This is a genomic window from Bradyrhizobium sp. 61, from assembly GCF_023073075.1.
Taxonomy (GTDB): domain Bacteria; phylum Pseudomonadota; class Alphaproteobacteria; order Rhizobiales; family Xanthobacteraceae; genus Bradyrhizobium; species Bradyrhizobium barranii.
In genome coordinates, this window is record NZ_JADPIU010000008.1 from 189,605 (window position 1) to 205,361 (window position 15,757).

The window sequence follows — 15,757 nt, forward strand, 5'->3', positions numbered from 1 at the left end:
CGCGCGGCATCGGTGCGCTATCGCTGATGCCTGAAGCGCATGGAGTGCCGGCCTTGAAAAACCTGCTTACCGATATCGCCGGCGTCCGCGTCGGCCATGCCGAGGATGCGAAAGTCGCCTCTGGCACGACAGCGATCATCTTCGATGCCCCGGCGGTCGCGGCGATCGACGTGCGCGGCGGCGGGCCCGGCACGCGCGAGGATGCGCTGCTCGATCTTGCCAGCACGGTCGAGCGCATCGACGCGATCGCGCTGTCCGGCGGCTCCGCCTTTGGCATCGAGACCGGCGGCGGCGTCCAGGCCTGGCTTGCCGAACAGGGCCGCGGTTTCCGGATTCGCGAGGCGGTGATCCCGATCGTGCCGGGCGCCATCGTGTTCGACCTGCTCAACGGCGGCGACAAGGCCTGGGGTCGCTTCGCGCCCTATCGCGATCTCGGTTACGCGGCAGCTGTGGCCGCGGGCCACGACTTCGCGCTGGGCAGCGTCGGCGCAGGCCTCGGCTGTACCACCGCGACCTTCAAGGGCGGGCTCGGCTCGGCTTCAGCGGTCCTGCCCAACGGCATCAAGGTGGCCGCCATCATGGTCGTCAACGCGGTCGGCAGCGCAACCGTCGGCGAGGGACCGTGGTTCTGGGCGGCGCCGTTCGAGGAGAACGGCGAGTTCGGCGGGCGCGGCCTACCATCCAAATTCACGCCTGACATGCTGGCGATGCGCATCAAGGGCGGCCCGGCCGCGAGCGCGCGCGAGAACACCACGATCGGCCTCGTCGTCACCGATGCCACGCTGACCAAGGCCCAGGCCAAGCGGCTTGCGATGATCGCGCACACCGGATTTGCCCGCGCCATCTATCCCGTGCATGCCCCGACCGACGGCGACGTGCTGTTTGCGGCTGCGACCTGTGAGAAGCCGATCGAGCCGCTGGTCGGCCTCACCGAGCTCGGCACGGTCGCCGCCAACGTGGTCGCGCGCGCGATCGCGCGCGGCGTGTACAGCGCAACCGCGCTGCCGTTTGCGGGAGCATTACCGGCGTGGAAGGACCGCTTCGGCGCGTAAGGGGCACGCGCCTCTCACCGTATATCGCGCGTCATCGGCCGGCGAAGACCGGGCGATCCAGTATCCCAGAGACAGTTGTGATTGAACCGAGAAGCCGCGGCGTACCGGATGCCCCGGTCCCGGCTCCGCCAAGGCTACGCCGGGGCCACAAGGGTGCTCGGCCGCCGAAGCTTTAGCGAAGGCGGCAAGCCGGGGCATGACAGCGAGTGGGCGTCAGACGCTCATCGACATCGACGAGCCGGCGGTCGCTGAGGCGCCTTGGCCCTGCCCGCCTTGCCGCTGCATCAACTGCGCGAACAGATCGTAGGCCGAATTGCGAGAGGAGCTGGAGGCGCCCGGGACGGTCGTCGACATCTTGAAGCCGTCGGCATAGGTGACGGTGGTGGTGGTCGAGCCGTCGGCAGCGGTCGTCGTGGTCGAGGTCGACCCGCCGCTCGACTTCGAGGCGGAATCCGATCCATCGCCGGAGCCGCTGGCACCGTGGGCATGGCCGTGATGGCCGCTCTTCAGCGCCTTCGACATCTCATCCAGGCTGACGCTGCCGTCGGAATTCGTATCCATCTTCGAGAACACGTCATCGGCCTGCGCGAGGTTGGTGCCGCCGGCCCCGAGCGCGTTCTCGAATTCGGACTTGGTGATCTTGCCGTCGCCGTCCCCGTCGATCTGGGAGAACAAGTCCTTCAGCGCGGCGTCGCGGCTCGTCGAGGTCGAAGACGTCGAGCTCGACGAGGTCGAGCTGGCCGTGCTGCCGGTGCCGCTGGACGACTGGCTCTGCGCGGCGAACAGCGCGTTCATGGTCTCCGGCGAGATTTGCGGAGTTTTGCCGGCATTGACCGGCGAGGTCGCGCCGCTGGTCGTGCTGCTGCCGCTGTCGATCGCGAACGGATTGATCGGCGCGTTCTGCGAAGACCCCGTGTTCTGGGTCGACGAGGACGATTTCGACTTCGTCAGCGACTGGATCGCGTCGAGCGCGCTCGATACGGCACCAAGGGCAAACAACATTGCACAACTCCAACCGATGCGGCACGCCGCAGCCAATGTTCTGGCGGTGATGTCAGCAAGCGTCGTGCCAGCGCAAAAAGCTCAATGAAATCCGCCTTCGCGACGCCTGGCGCGGCTCCGGAACACCGGCAATTCATGCCGGTCGCGGCAGAAATTTCCGCCCACAGGAAGCACGCCACCCCTGCATTGCCCGGCTGAGAGGCCCATGTTAGGCGAGCATCATCTTTCACGGCCGCCACGGGACACCGCGCCATGACCCAAGCCTTCACTCCCCGCCCCCTGGCCATCGCGCCCTCGATCCTGGCCTCGGACTTCTCCAGGCTCGGCGAAGAGGTGCGCGCGGTGGACGCGGCCGGCGCCGATTGGATCCATCTCGACGTGATGGACGGTCATTTCGTTCCCAACATCTCCTACGGCCCCGACGTCATCAAGGCGATGCGCCCGCACACCAAGAAGATCTTCGACGCGCATCTGATGATCTCGCCCTGCGACCCCTATCTCGAGGCCTTCGCCAAAGCCGGCTGTGACCACATCACCGTGCATGCGGAAGCAGGTCCCCATCTGCACCGCTCGCTCCAGGCGATCCGCGCGCTCGGCAAGAAGGCCGGCGTCTCGCTCAACCCGGGCACGCCGATCAGCGTGCTCGAATACGTCATCGACCTCGTCGACCTCGTGCTGGTGATGTCGGTCAATCCCGGCTTCGGCGGCCAGGCCTTCATCCCCTCTGCGATCGGCAAGATCCGCGACATCCGCGCGATGACGGCGGGACGTCCGATCGACATCGAGGTCGATGGCGGCGTCGGTCCCGATGTCGCGGGTCCCCTGGCCGCGGCGGGCGCCAACGCCTTCGTCGCCGGCACCTCCGTGTTCAAGGGCGGCACGCAGGAAGCGTACAAGACCAACATCGCCGCGATCCGTAACGCCGCCGCAGGCGCACGCGGCGAAGCGATCTGAAGCACAAGCAACATATTTGCTGAAAAGCTGCGGGTCTTACGGGCGTTGCGACGCGCAATGCCTAAATTGCACCTTGATCCGTACTCCTCCGGGCTTCCCTGATTCGTGCAAATCACCGCTAGTGATTCTTGCCTGTTTTCGCGGGAGCACATCATGACGACGACCCTGGTTTGGACTGGCGTGGCGTTGTGGCTTGGTTTCAGTGCGTTTGTTGTGTTTGGCCCATCGGCCGGACCGGCGAGGGTGCCGGCACGTTCGGCCCGCATCGTCCGTCGCGACTGGTATCGGGCCTGAGCCCATGCAGATCGCGCTCGTGAAGCGTCAAGCGAAGCGCAGGTGCCGCATCCCGCGGCGCCCGCATCCTGACCTCGACTATTTCTTCGGTCGGCTCGAACGCACCGAAGGCGAGAGGCGCGACGACACCGGGCCCGAGATGGCGGACCCGGATCACCCGCTCCGGTCACCGCGCCGGCATTGAATTCTATTCTGGACCACGCCCGATGAAACCGCACTGCCCGAACTGCCTGAAGGAAATGACCAAGGCATCCGCGTCGCGTAACCTCTTCAATTGCGAGCCCTGCCGCGAGATCATCCAGTATTTCGGCGGCGGCGCGGATCACGGCGAGCCCGGCCCGCAATTCTGCTGGCCGATCCGCCGCAAGCGCTCCGTCCACGCCGCCCACGCGGCGTGATCTTTCCTAGCCCCACACGACGCCGGCGTCCGGTTTCGCAGCAGCCATCCGCGGCGGCCGCACCACAGTGACGGTGCAGGCCGCCTCCGAGGCCACCTTGGCCGAGACGCTGCCGAGCAGCGCGCGGCGGAACGAGCTCTGCCGCGCGCCGATGATGACGTGGTCAACCTGATTGACCTCGGCGAATTCCAGCAGCGCCGCGGCGGGATCAACGGCTTCCAGCACGTGAACCGACAGCCGGCTCTCATCCAGCTTAAGCGGCATCGCCCAATGCCGGAGCGCGACCAGGCGGTCGATATGCTTGTTGGAGCCCTGCTCGTCGAGCGTCCGGTCGATCGCGATGCGGTTGAGCTTGAGCACGTTGACGCAGGCAAGCCGCGCCGACGGCAGCGTCGCGAGAATGCGCTCGGTCGTCACGCGCAGCGCCTCGTTCAGCTCGCCCGCGCCTTCCACCGTGTCGAGCGCGACCGCGAGGATCGGGCTGGAGGCGATTTGCGCGGCCACGTCCGATTTCGCGCGCGGCGCCATGACACCCAGGTTGAAGCGCCGCCGCCAGGCGACGCTCAAGGGGTCGCGCTTCAGCCGTTCCGAACGCGCGGTGAGCCTGACCTGATCCGGATGAGCGAGATCGAAGGCGAGCTGGGACGCGGTCGGATAGCGCCGCACCGGCTCGATCTCGAGACAGCGCAGCACCACCTCCTGAAGCCAGGGCGGATAGTCCGCGCGCAATTCGCGCGGCGGATGCGGATCGCGCCACAGCCGGCGACGCATCGCGCGCAGCGTCTCGCCCTCTCCGAAGGGACGCTCGCCGGTGGTGAAGAAATAGAGCAGCACGCCCAGCGAAAACAGATCGCTGCGCGGATCGTCGCGCACCCCCAACAGCCGCTCGGGCGCCATGTAGGGCGCGGTGCCGTAAGGCAGGCGGAATTCTTCCTGCAACAGGTCCGGCAGATGGTTGTGGTGCGACAAGCCGTAATCGATCAGGACCGCCTCGCCGCTATCGCGGAACATGATGCTGCTCGGCTTGATGTCGTGATGGATCACGTTCTGCCGGTGCAGATCGGCCAGCGCGGCGGCGATCTTCGCGACGAGCTGCCGCGCCTCCTCGTACGGGAGCGGCAGGTCGGGCAGCCGCTTGTAGAGCGTGGTCCCGGGAATGCGCTCGATCACGGCGTAGGCCTGGTGCGCGAAGTCACCGGTGCCGAAACACGAGGGCACGTGCGGGCCGGCGAGCCGCGGCAAGATCATCATCTCCATCTCGAACGAGACGATTGCGGCGGGGTCCTCGCCCTCCGACACCCGCGGAATCTTCATCAGCAGCGGCACGTCGATGCCGGGATGGGTGACGGTCCACAGCGTCGCCATGCCGCCGGCATGGACGCATTCGCCGATGGTGTAGCCGTCGATCTCGGCGCCTGATTTGACCAGGGATTGCGGCATCGGCCTCTAGCGTCCCTGCGACAGCCGGTCGGCGAGCCAGGGCGGCAGGCCGTTCTCGCGAATCTTGTTCGCCGCGCTCGCGATGTCATAGGGCGCGCGGCAATAGGTGATCTGGCACGACACGGTCTCGAACAGCACGAAGGCCGCGGATGGATCGCCATCGCGGGGCTGGCCCACCGAGCCGAGCACGGCCAGCCATTGCCGCCCGCGCAGCAGCGGCACGGAAACGTCGGTCTTGGGCACGAGGCCCGTCATCTTCGCCGTCACCGACATCGAATAGAGCGCCGGGCGATGGATGTGGCCGCAGAAGGTGACATGGGCGGGCGTCGATATCAGGCTCTTGGCGGCATCCGCCGTCGAACGGACATAGTGCCAGCGCTGCGGGCTCGAGGCCTCCGAGTGGACGTAAAGGCGCTCCTTCTCATCCACCAGCATTGGCAGCTCGGCGAGGAACCGCCGCTGCGCGACGTCGAGCCGCCCGCGCGTCCATTCGATCGCGATCTGCGCCTCCGCATTCATGGCTTCGGTCGTGGTGTTGACCGCCTCGTCATGATTGCCGCGGACGGCGATGGCGCCCTCCCGGACCAGACCCATCGCGGTATCCACGACCCATTCCGGATCGGCGCCATAGCCGACGAAATCGCCGAGCAGGACGAACCGCTCCGCGCCCTTCGCGCGGGCAACCTTCAGGCAGGCCTCGAACGCCTGCCGGTTGCCGTGGATATCCGAGAAGACAGCGAGAAGCACGCACCCTCCACCCCAAAGGCCTTATCGGAAGCCGATAAGGCCAAATTGAGGGACGTCAAGAAGATGCGCCAGTGCGGGTCCGTTTTCCAGCGTGCCCCTGTCGCGATGGTGAAGAGCCTATTGCTCGTCCTTCGGCGGCATCCGAGGCGGCGGAATCGGGGTGAACACCGCGCCTTGCGCGCCGGCCGGAGGTGCGAGGAATTCGCCGGTCGAGGAATCGCCGCCGGTGGTCTCCAAAATGGTCTTCGGCGTCACATATTCCCGGACCATGTCAATGAGACTGCCATCGCCGCCACCGAAATCGGCGGCACGGCCTCCCTGCGGATGTCCCAGCGCGATCTCGTTCTCCGCCGCATGGGTCTTGTCGGCCAGCCTGTCATTGTAGGGCACACGAAAGGCGCGCGGGATGCCGCTCGGGCGATTGTCGTCATCCAGCTGCTCGACCCAGAGATAGATCGAGCCGGGATCGCCTTCCAGCGAATGCGGCTCGACGATGCGGGCCTTCAGCAGCTTGAAGGTCGCCGGCAGCCGGTCGGCGCTGGCCCAGCCGAGCAGTCCGCGCATCTCGGTGAAGCTGACGACATAGAAGGCGCTGGTCACGACCACTGCCACCGCCTTGAACGACCAGTGCAGCCGCGCATAGACCAGCACGACCAGCAACAACGCGCCGATGACGGCGTAGGCGACCGACAGCGTGAGGATGACCGTTTGCAGGCTAGTCACGGCGCACCCTCACAGCGTTCTTGCTCACCCCCGTCCGCGGGTCGAGATCGGCGCCGTTGCGCCAACTGCTGCGGAACGTCTCCAGCAGCGATTTCGGCCGCTGGTCCACATTGACGACCTTTCCCTCCGCATCGAGCCGGAACCGCACCGCGGTCTTCTCGTCGCCGGTGTGATCGAGCGTGAATTTGTTGTCGAAGACCACCTGCGCGGTCGGATTGAGCTTCTGCACCTTCACATTGGCCTGGACCGGTTCGCCGGTCGTCGCCACGAAATGTGAGACGTTGACGGTGTATTCGCCGGCGAGGATGCCGCGCACCGTGACGATCTCCTCGCGGATCGGCGAGGCGATCTTCTTGCCGTTGACCATGATGAAGTCGTTGGCCCCGCCCCGGTCGTCCCGGTCGAGCGTGAGGAAGCCGGCTTCGCGGTGGCGATACCAAGCGATGTTGCCGGCGGGATCCTGCACGAACAGGTCGAGATCGTCTGGATGGCTGTCCGGCCAGTCCAGCGTGATCATGAACTCGGCCTTGGAATCGATCTTGCCGTCCTTGGCATCGGGCGACACCGCGAGGAGCGCGAGAAAGAACAGGAAGGCGATCACCTGGAGCGCCTTGAACAGCATCACGCCCAGCGGATCGAACGGCTCCTCGCGCGGATAGAGACCAAAGTCATCCATCATGACGCGGTTCCAGCGCCTTTGCGCTCCAGCACCGGCGTCACATAGGTCTCGGTCAGCACCACCGCGTCCGAGAACACCCGCTGGGTCGCGGCATCCAGCATGTAATACTGGATGCGGACCAGGATCGAGCCGACGAGGCCCGCCAGCGTCGTGTACATCGCGACCGCCATGCCGTCGCTCATCAGCCCCATCGAGGAACGCATCGCGACCTTGTCGGCGGCATCCAGCCCCGCGATCGGCGCCAGCATGATGATGAAGCCGATGATGGTGCCGAGCAGGCCAAGCTTCATCAGCGTGTCCGAGACAAAAGCACCGAAGCCGTTGGAGCCGCGCAGCCGGTCGGCCAGCGTCCGCAGCAGCAGCGTCTGGTCGACCGCCCGGTAGTCCTGCGCGGACGCTTTCGTCACGAGGCTCTCGATATGGTCCCGCACCAGCCCGCGTGGCAGCGCGGCCGCGCTGCCGTCGAGCACCTTGCTGCCCCCGGGCGCCGCGAGCACCGCCCGGCAGCGCCGCGCCGCCGCGCCTTCACGGGCGATCGCCCGTGTCCGCAGGAAGCAGTGGCCGCAGGTAAGGACATAGAGCAGCGCGATCACGCTGGAAATGTAGGTGCGGTCCGAGGTCAGCATCAGGCGGATCAGGCCGAAGCGCCACAGCAGCACGACGGCGAAGATCGACAGCCCGGTGAAGATCATCCAGAACAGCAGCGCACTGCGCTCGGATCGGTCGGCAGCAGACCCCGCGATCGGTCCAATCGTCATCGAACTCATGCTGCACTGCTCCTGGCTTGCAGGGATTGGCCTGCAACGATTCCACCCCGATTAGATCAAAGCCGCCGCGCGCGGTCCAAAGAGCCATGCCCAATCCGGCTTGGGAAATTTGCCCGAGCTGCAATCCGGCCCAAACCCCGCAATTGGCAAGGCGCGGCGGCGTTGTTAGGCTGACCTTACCAAACGTTGAGGGTGATCGCATGCGCCTCGTGCTTCAGCTTGTCGCCCGTCTGCTTCTCATCGTCGCGCTCTGCCTTGGCGCTGCGACCGTCTGGGCCACGTTCGACGCCTATCGCAGCGTCGACCGGGCGACCGCGGCCTCGGCGCAGCGGGTCGCGCAGGCGCTTCAGGCGCTGTACTGGCACGAGTTCTTGTTGCGCAGCAGCAGAACGCGCGAGCAGCTCTTGCCGGTTCCGGAGTGGCGCACCCTGGAGACGATGAAGCTGATCTCGCCCGGCGTCTGCGTCGAGTTCCAGCCGGCCATCGCATTCGAAAGGCCGCTGTGCGGCCAGAGCGTGGGGCTAGGCAAGACGCCGCCGCACTGGTTCACCGCGATCGTACCCATCTTCCTCGGCAGCCACGCCGAAGTGATAAGGCCCGTCAGTCCCCGCGCGGCAGCCGCCGGAACGGTCGTCGCGACGCCGGATGCCGCAGCGGCCATCTCGCTTGCCTGGGAGTATCTCCTCAACGTGGTCGATGTCGCGCTTCTGATGGCGGCGGCGATCGCGCTTTTGGCGTCGCTTGCCATCGCGCACGCGCTGGCGCCGGCGCGCACCATCGTCGCCGCGCTCCAGCGCATGGCGCGGGGCCAGTATCGCACGAAACTGCCGCGCTTCCGCTCCATGGAGCTGGCGATGATCGGCAGCGCCGTCGGCGAGCTCGGCGGCCGGCTGGAGGAAGCCACCGAACAGCGCGCGGCGCTGACAAGGCGGCTGATCGAGATCCGTGACGACGAACGCCGCGCGCTCGCCCGCGAGCTGCACGACGAGTTCGGCCAAAATCTCTCCGCCATCCTCGCCTTTGCCAACACGATCGAGACCGCAAGCGCGAAGGAGAGCAAGGATAACGCAATCGCGCAGGACGCGCGCATGATCTCGCAGGCCACCCATCATCTGATGGCCTCGCTGCGCGATGCGCTCAAACGCCTGCGCAATCCCCTGCCCGAGGAGCTCGGGCTCGAGGCCAGCCTGGTCAATTTGGTGGACAGCTGGCGCTCGCAAAGCGCAGCGCAGCCGACCATCCGGCTCGATCTCAGGGGCGACCTCACCGACATCAGCGGCCCGGCCGCCACCACCGCCTATCGCGTGGCGCAGGAATGCCTGACCAACGCACTGCGCCACAGCTCGGCGCGCGAAATCTCCTTGCGCATCGAGCGGCGCGCCGGTGACGACGACGCGTTACTGATCCGTGTCGAGGACGACGGCGGCGGCGACGCGGCACGCGTGGCGCAGTCGACCGGCTTCGGTCTCACCGGCATCCGCGAGCGGGTCGCGGCGGCCGGCGGATCGCTCTCGATCCTGCCTGCGCGAGGAGGCCTCAGCGTCGCCGCCACCATCCCGCTCGCCGCGTGAGGCCGACATGAGCGATGTCGCGGCAACAGGCATCTCCGTGCTGTTGGTCGACGACCATCCGATCGTCCGGCAAGGCTACCGGCGCGTGCTGGAGAGCCAGGGCGATCTCCATGTCGTGGCGGAGGCCGACAACGCGGCCGACGCCTACGGCGCCTTCAAGGCGCACGACCCTGATGTCGTCCTGCTGGATATCTCGATGCCCGGCGCGAGCGGGCTGGAGGCGATCCGCAACATTCGCGCGCGCAGCCCGCGGGCGCGCATCCTCGTCTTCACCATGCACAACGAAGCCGTGCTGGTGAAAGCCGCCTTCAGCGCCGGCGCCAGCGGCTTCGTCACCAAGAGCAGCGAACCCTCCGCGGTCGTCACCGCGATCCGCAGCGTTGCGCGCGGCGAGCGCGCCATGAGCGACGACATCGCACATATCCTGGCCGAGGACAGCCTGTCGGCGGGCTCGGCGCTGGACCAACTGGGTGAGCGCGAGATCGAGATCCTGCGCCAATTCGCCGGCGGCGCGACGACCGAGCAGATTGCTGCGCATCTCAATCTCAGCGTCAAGACGGTGCAGAACTATCACTATTTGATCAAGACCAAGACCGGCGCGCGCACCGACGCGCAGCTCGTGCGGCTGGCAGCGAGCTGCGGGCTGACAAGGATCTAGAGCCTGGCGGCTGGACGCCTATCTGGTTCCGGCCGCCACAACGAAGGTCTCCAGTCGCTCTCGGATTGTGCTAGGCTCAATCGCAGCCACGGCATCCGGCACGAGACCGCCGGTGGATGTCTGTTGGGCTCCGATCTTGACGCGAGCCTTTTGGCCCGGCTCTTTCGAAGCCGCCCTCGTTCCCGTTGTATGTTTCGCACGACAACAGGAGACGCTTCCATGAAGATCAGGGACAGTCTTCTTGCCGCACTGATCGCCTTCAACGTTTTCGCGATCGGAACCGCCGAGTGCGCAGCAGCCGAGGCGAAAGACCAGATCACCATTCTTTATGACGCCTTCGGCACAAATGACGCGATGACAAAGGACTGGGGTTTTTCCGCCCTTGTCGAAGTCGCGGGAAAACGCATCTTGTTCGACACGGGTAACGACCCCGAGATCTTCGCGGCAAACGTGAAGGCCAGGGGCGTCAACCTCTCGGACCTCGACTTTGTCGTTCTTTCGCACCGCCACTCCGATCATATGGCGGGCTTGTCCTACGTCCTGAGCGTCAATCCGACCGTCAAGATCTACGCGCCGAAGGAAGGATTTGGCATCTACGGCTCTTCGCTGCCTTCCGCCTTCTTCCGGAAAGACGAGGCCCTGCCACCGGAGATGCGGTACTACGGAGGCAAGCCCCCAGCGGTGATGAAGTTCGGCTCGGCATGGGCCAATGCAAACTTCGAACTGATCGATCAGACGACCGAGATTGCTCCTGGGATTACGCTGATTTCGCTGATCTCCGACGCGCCCGGGACAAGAGAGCTCAAGGAGCTGTCTCTGGCCGTCAACACCGCAGAAGGCGTAGTCCTTCTGGTCGGTTGTTCGCACCCCGGGATCGAGCGCATTGTCGAAGCGGCGACCGGGATCAATCCCAAGATTCATCTCATCGTGGGCGGATTTCATCTGGTCGTGGCGCCTGACGAGGCAATCGCGAAAGTCGTTACCGCTCTGAAGGACAGGTTCAAGGTCGACGCCGTAGCACCGGGACATTGCACCGGTGAACCGACTTTTGCCGCGCTCAAGAAGGCGTTCGGCGACAGCTATCTCTATGCCGGCCTCGGCACGTCGATTCCGGTTGGAACGAGTGGGAATGTCCGACGCGGAGAAGGTCCGACGCTTGACGACCTTGCGACATATCGGAAACTGGCCGGGCGTGAAGACCCGTTCGGCATCTTGCGGTCGCGCGGCCTGCGGTCGGGATCCGCGCTCTAGCGCGCGCAGTTCGCGCCTTTATCCAGCGCGTGAGGCGAGCGGAATGGAACCGACACCGTCGCGCTTTGGTTAGCAGCAGAGTGAAGGAGTTGCGCCATGAGTAAGGCCATGCACCGAACGGTCGTCGATCCTCCGCTCCTCACCGTGGGCGAGCTCATCGACGAACTCTGCCGCTTGCCGGATACGGCCGTCGTCCACTTCCGCTGCCCCGCACTCGATCAGGAGCTTACATTCTACCGCATTCGGAAGCGGTCGAAGGACGCTGTCGAAATCGCGGTGAACACATATCCGGAGAGCCCGCCGGTAGTCCCATCCGCCAACGGAAGGCAATCGACCCACTCGCCTGCCCTTCGCGAGGAGGCCCTTTTGCACAAGGCGAAAGGCTGAATCGACAGTTACACGCTTTGGCGGGACCGTGTCGGTCTAGGCCGCCTTCAATCCGCGCAGCACCAGCGCCAGGGTCGCATCGACACGAGCGGGCAGATCGGCGTCCTTCCACTCGTCGGCATGTGCCGGGTGGTGGAAGCGGACGGTGGCATCGAAGATGGCGCGGGCGGTGACCTTGACGTCGCCCACCTCGAACACGCCCTGCTTCACGCCGTCGGTCAGGATCGACGCGATCTGGTCGATCATGGTGTCCTTGTGGCACTTGACGGCGGCGCAAGCCTCGCGCGCCAGCGTCAGATAGGTGTCGAACATCTCGGGATCGTCGAGCACACGCGAGCGCTTGGCGGCGAACAGCGTACGCAGCCAGCGGTCGAGTCGCGCCGGCGCCGGCCCCTGCTCCTCTGCGATCGCCAGCAACGGCGCGTCGATGCGATCCAGCCAGCGTTTGGCGACGGCCTCGCGCAGCGAGGCCTTGCTCGGGAAATGGCGATAGACGCTGCCGTGGCTCACATCGAGCGCACGGGCAACGTCAACCACGGTGGCCTTGGCGAGTCCGTAGCGCCGCAGAACGTCCTCGGTGACTTCGAGGATCCGCTCCGGCGTCAAGATCACGGCTTCATTCATGCCAGCACCATGTTCCCGTTGAGGGCTCAGTTACCCGGCGATGGAGCTGCTTCCGAAGCGCCCGTGCCGGTCGTTTCGGAAAGCTCTCGCCTTAATGAGGCAGTTTTGCAGCCTGCGCCGCGATCTGGCGCGCAACCAGTAAATTGAGCCAATGCCCAATCGTTCCGGTGAAGTTGATGATTTCGGTCGTCATTGTCTTAAGTCTCCATTCGTCCGCGGTCCCAACCTCCTTATGTCCCGCGATCCGCAACTGTTTCGGACCTCGGGCTCCCCGGGCGGGTCGCCGCGGGACGCCCAATCGGAGCGTCCGAGAACGGATATACACGTCCCGCTGACAGATTTCAATATCTGTCAGTCAATGATCCGTGATTGACAGTTAACTTTTGTGGGCGGCGTCTCCTCAGCTTGGGCTGGTCCAGGGGCGGTGGATAGCTCGCCGATCCCCCTCGCCTGGGGTCCAGATCGTTTGTTTCGCCCTGCCCGCTCTGCTAAATCACGGCGTAAAAAACATTTTGGCCGGTCGCCGCCCCCTTGGGCCGCCCGCCCACCTTCCTGGAGCAGTCTGATGATCCCCCGCTATACCCGCCCGGAAATGGCCTCGATCTGGGAGCCGCAGACCCGGTTCAAGATCTGGTTCGAGATCGAGGCGCACGCGGCGGACGCTCTCGCCGAGCTCGGAACGATCCCCAAGGAGGCCGCGAAGACGGTCTGGGCCAAGGCCAAGGACGCCACTTTCGACGTCGCCCGCATCGATGAGATCGAGCGCGAGACCAAGCACGACGTCATCGCCTTCCTGACCCACCTTGCCGAAATCGTCGGCCCCGAAGCGCGCTTCGTGCACCAGGGCATGACCTCCTCCGACGTGCTCGACACCTGCCTCAACGTCCAGCTCACCCGCGCCGCCGACCTCCTGCTCGCCGATCTCGACAAGGTGCTGGCCGCGCTGAAGAAGCGTGCCTTCGAGCACAAGATGACGCCGACTATCGGCCGCAGCCACGGCATCCACGCCGAGCCTGTGACCTTCGGCCTCAAGCTCGCTTATGCCTATGCCGAATTCTCGCGCGCCAAGGAGCGCCTGATCGCGGCGCGCAAGGAAGTCGCGACCTGCGCCATCTCCGGCGCCGTCGGCACCTTCGCCCAGATCGACCCGCGCGTCGAAGAGCACGTCGCCAAGGCGATGGGCCTCGTCCCCGAGCCGATCTCCACTCAGGTCATCCCGCGCGACCGCCATGCGATGTATTTCTCGACGCTTGGCGTGATCGCCTCCTCGGTCGAGCGCATTGCCGTGGAGATCCGCCACATGCAGCGCACTGAGGTGCTGGAGGCCGAAGAGTTCTTCTCCGAAGGGCAGAAGGGCTCGTCCGCGATGCCGCACAAGCGCAACCCGGTGCTGTCGGAAAACCTCACCGGCCTCTCCCGCATGGTCCGCGCCTATGTGACGCCGGCCCTGGAAAACGTCGTGCTCTGGCACGAGCGCGACATCTCGCACTCCTCCGCAGAGCGCATGATGGGCCCGGATGCCACCGTGACGCTCGACTTTGCGCTGGTGCGCCTCGCCGGCCTGATCGACAAGCTGCTGGTGTATCCCGCCAACATGCAGAAGAACCTCGACCGCCTCGGCGGCCTCGTGCATTCGCAGCGCGTGCTGCTGGCGCTGACCCAGAAGGGCGCAAGCCGCGAGGATGCCTACAAGCTGGTGCAGCGCAACGCGATGCCGGTCTGGCGCGGCGAAGGCGACTTCCTCCAGCTCCTGAAGAAGGACACTGAAGTGAAGAAGTATCTCACCGACGCCGAGATCGAGGAGCAGTTCGACCTCGGCTATCACCTCAAGCATGTCGACACGATCTTCAAGCGCGTGTTCGGCGAGAGCTGAGCGCGCGTCCGTAGAAACTGCCGGGTGGTTAGCCGCAGGCATCACCCACCATTCCTCGTGACACGGCGGTGGGTTACGCTACGCTAACCTACCCCACGAACAAGAAACGGATCCCCTCATGCCCATCGTCAACCGCGTTGCCGCCCTCTCCGACGAAATGGCCGCCTGGCGCCATGACTTCCATGAGAACCCGGAGCTGCTCTACGAGGTCCATCGCACCGCCGGCATCGTCGCCGATCGCTTGCGCGAATTCGGCTGCGACGAGGTGGTGACGGGCATCGGCCGGACCGGTGTCGTCGGCGTGATCCGCGGCCGCAAGTCGGCCTCCGGCAAGACCATCGGGCTGCGTGCCGACATGGACGCGCTGCCGATCATGGAGACGTCGGGCGTCGCCTACGCCTCCAAGGTTCCCGGCAAGATGCACGCCTGCGGCCATGACGGCCACACCGCCATGCTGCTCGGTGCCGCCAAATATCTCGCCGAGACGCGCAATTTCGACGGCACCGCGATCATGATCTTCCAGCCTGCGGAGGAAGGCGGCGGCGGCGGCAAGGCGATGGTCGAGGACGGCTTGATGACGCGCTGGAACATCCAGGAGGTCTACGGCATGCACAACATGCCGGGCCTGCCCGAGGGCCATTTCGCGACCACGCCCGGCGCGATGCTGGCCTCCTCCGACAACATCCAGATCACCGTCCACGGCAAGGGCGGCCACGCCGGCGCCGGTCCGCACAAATCCGTCGACAGCGTGCTGATCGGCTCGCAGATCGTCAACGCGCTGCAGTCGATCGTCGCGCGCAACGTCGATCCGCTGAAGTCCGCCGTCATTTCGATCACGCAATTCCACTCCGGCACGGCCTTCAACATCATCCCTGAAGTCGCCGAGCTCGGCGGCACCGTCCGCACGCTCGATCCTGAAGTGCGCGATCTCGTCGAGCGCCGCATCGGCGAGGTCGCCGAAAGCGTCGCCCGCGCCTATGGCGGCTCGGCCGAGACCAAGTACACGCGGATGTATCCGGTGACGATGAACCATGCGCGCGAGGCCGGCCTTGCCGCCGACGTCGCCCGCGACATCGTCGGTGCCGAGCGCGTCAACGACAAGTTCATCCCGATGATGGGCGCCGAGGACTTCTCGTTCATGCTGGAAGCGCGTCCCGGCGCGATGATCCTGGTCGGCATGGGCGACGGCAACGAGTGCCACCACCCGGCCTATGTCTTCAACGACAACATCCTCGGCCACGGCGCCTCCTACTGGGCGCGCCTGGTGGAGACGCGGATGCCGGCGGGCTAGCGTCGCTTCGCGGCAGCCGTGGCCCGGGCGACATTGCCGCCAAAGG

Annotated in this window: 17 protein-coding genes; 10 read left to right on the plus strand and 7 right to left on the minus strand. The window is 65.7% G+C overall.

Annotated features, from left to right (window positions below; genetic code table 11):
* Positions 1 to 53: 53 nt before the first annotated feature.
* Positions 54 to 1,052: a P1 family peptidase gene (locus IVB46_RS03685; protein WP_247309377.1), complete on the plus strand. Its 999-nt coding sequence runs from the start codon at positions 54 to 56 to the stop codon at positions 1,050 to 1,052.
* A gap of 213 nt (positions 1,053 to 1,265) precedes the next feature.
* Here IVB46_RS03685 and IVB46_RS03690 read toward each other — a convergent pair whose 3' ends face one another.
* Complete coding sequence (locus tag IVB46_RS03690) at positions 1,266 to 2,054, minus strand: EF-hand domain-containing protein (protein ID WP_247341995.1); 789 nt, start codon at positions 2,052 to 2,054, stop codon at positions 1,266 to 1,268.
* A gap of 252 nt (positions 2,055 to 2,306) precedes the next feature.
* On the opposite strand from IVB46_RS03690, the gene rpe reads away from it, so the two are divergent.
* From rpe to IVB46_RS03705, 3 genes are all read left to right on the plus strand, one after another.
* Positions 2,307 to 3,008, plus strand: coding sequence for a ribulose-phosphate 3-epimerase (gene rpe, locus IVB46_RS03695; RefSeq protein WP_028158459.1), 702 nt, complete (start codon positions 2,307 to 2,309; stop codon positions 3,006 to 3,008).
* 298 nt (positions 3,009 to 3,306) lie between these two features.
* Positions 3,307 to 3,486 (plus strand): hypothetical protein, encoded by a 180-nt coding sequence (locus tag IVB46_RS03700; protein WP_028147458.1) that lies wholly within the window; start codon positions 3,307 to 3,309, stop codon positions 3,484 to 3,486.
* Between the two features lie 22 nt (positions 3,487 to 3,508).
* Positions 3,509 to 3,700 carry a hypothetical protein gene (locus IVB46_RS03705; protein WP_014494175.1) on the plus strand — a complete coding sequence of 64 codons (192 nt, stop codon included), beginning with the start codon at positions 3,509 to 3,511 and terminating at the stop codon, positions 3,698 to 3,700.
* Between the two features lie 6 nt (positions 3,701 to 3,706).
* Here IVB46_RS03705 and IVB46_RS03710 read toward each other — a convergent pair whose 3' ends face one another.
* From IVB46_RS03710 to IVB46_RS03730, 5 genes are all read right to left on the minus strand, one after another.
* Positions 3,707 to 5,140 (minus strand): bifunctional serine/threonine-protein kinase/universal stress protein, encoded by a 1,434-nt coding sequence (locus tag IVB46_RS03710; RefSeq protein WP_247309374.1) that lies wholly within the window; start codon positions 5,138 to 5,140, stop codon positions 3,707 to 3,709.
* Between the two features lie 6 nt (positions 5,141 to 5,146).
* Positions 5,147 to 5,887 carry a metallophosphoesterase family protein gene (locus tag IVB46_RS03715; RefSeq protein ID WP_247309372.1) on the minus strand — a complete coding sequence of 247 codons (741 nt, stop codon included), beginning with the start codon at positions 5,885 to 5,887 and terminating at the stop codon, positions 5,147 to 5,149.
* 117 nt (positions 5,888 to 6,004) lie between these two features.
* The gene (locus tag IVB46_RS03720) at positions 6,005 to 6,610 is read right to left on the minus strand and encodes a hypothetical protein (RefSeq protein ID WP_231142282.1); all 606 of its coding nucleotides are present in this window, start codon (positions 6,608 to 6,610) and stop codon (positions 6,005 to 6,007) included.
* Positions 6,603 to 7,289 carry a hypothetical protein gene (locus tag IVB46_RS03725; RefSeq protein ID WP_028147462.1) on the minus strand — a complete coding sequence of 229 codons (687 nt, stop codon included), beginning with the start codon at positions 7,287 to 7,289 and terminating at the stop codon, positions 6,603 to 6,605. Before IVB46_RS03725 ends, IVB46_RS03720 begins: the two co-directional genes overlap by 8 nt.
* Positions 7,286 to 8,056 carry a MotA/TolQ/ExbB proton channel family protein gene (locus IVB46_RS03730; protein WP_247309370.1) on the minus strand — a complete coding sequence of 257 codons (771 nt, stop codon included), beginning with the start codon at positions 8,054 to 8,056 and terminating at the stop codon, positions 7,286 to 7,288. Before IVB46_RS03730 ends, IVB46_RS03725 begins: the two co-directional genes overlap by 4 nt.
* A 200-nt stretch (positions 8,057 to 8,256) precedes the next feature.
* Here IVB46_RS03730 and IVB46_RS03735 point away from each other — a divergent pair, with 200 nt between their 5' ends.
* The 4 genes from IVB46_RS03735 (at position 8,257) to IVB46_RS03750 (ending at position 11,923) form a co-directional block, all read left to right on the plus strand.
* Positions 8,257 to 9,627 (plus strand): histidine kinase, encoded by a 1,371-nt coding sequence (locus tag IVB46_RS03735; protein WP_247309368.1) that lies wholly within the window; start codon positions 8,257 to 8,259, stop codon positions 9,625 to 9,627.
* A gap of 7 nt (positions 9,628 to 9,634) precedes the next feature.
* Positions 9,635 to 10,285: a response regulator transcription factor gene (locus IVB46_RS03740; protein ID WP_014494168.1), complete on the plus strand. Its 651-nt coding sequence runs from the start codon at positions 9,635 to 9,637 to the stop codon at positions 10,283 to 10,285.
* A gap of 219 nt (positions 10,286 to 10,504) precedes the next feature.
* Positions 10,505 to 11,536: an MBL fold metallo-hydrolase gene (locus IVB46_RS03745; protein WP_247309609.1), complete on the plus strand. Its 1,032-nt coding sequence runs from the start codon at positions 10,505 to 10,507 to the stop codon at positions 11,534 to 11,536.
* A 96-nt stretch (positions 11,537 to 11,632) separates the two neighbouring features.
* Complete coding sequence (locus IVB46_RS03750; protein WP_071912433.1) at positions 11,633 to 11,923, plus strand: hypothetical protein; 291 nt, start codon at positions 11,633 to 11,635, stop codon at positions 11,921 to 11,923.
* 36 nt (positions 11,924 to 11,959) lie between these two features.
* Here IVB46_RS03750 and IVB46_RS03755 read toward each other — a convergent pair whose 3' ends face one another.
* On the minus strand, positions 11,960 to 12,547 hold the full coding sequence (locus IVB46_RS03755; protein WP_247309366.1) for a TetR family transcriptional regulator: 588 nt from the start codon (positions 12,545 to 12,547) through the stop codon (positions 11,960 to 11,962).
* 565 nt (positions 12,548 to 13,112) lie between these two features.
* Between IVB46_RS03755 and purB the strand changes: the two genes are divergently transcribed.
* Both purB and IVB46_RS03765 read left to right on the plus strand, forming a co-directional pair.
* Positions 13,113 to 14,420, plus strand: coding sequence for an adenylosuccinate lyase (gene purB / locus IVB46_RS03760; protein ID WP_014494164.1), 1,308 nt, complete (start codon positions 13,113 to 13,115; stop codon positions 14,418 to 14,420).
* A 118-nt stretch (positions 14,421 to 14,538) separates the two neighbouring features.
* Positions 14,539 to 15,711 (plus strand): M20 aminoacylase family protein, encoded by a 1,173-nt coding sequence (locus tag IVB46_RS03765; protein ID WP_085404318.1) that lies wholly within the window; start codon positions 14,539 to 14,541, stop codon positions 15,709 to 15,711.
* Positions 15,712 to 15,757 lie beyond the last annotated feature (46 nt).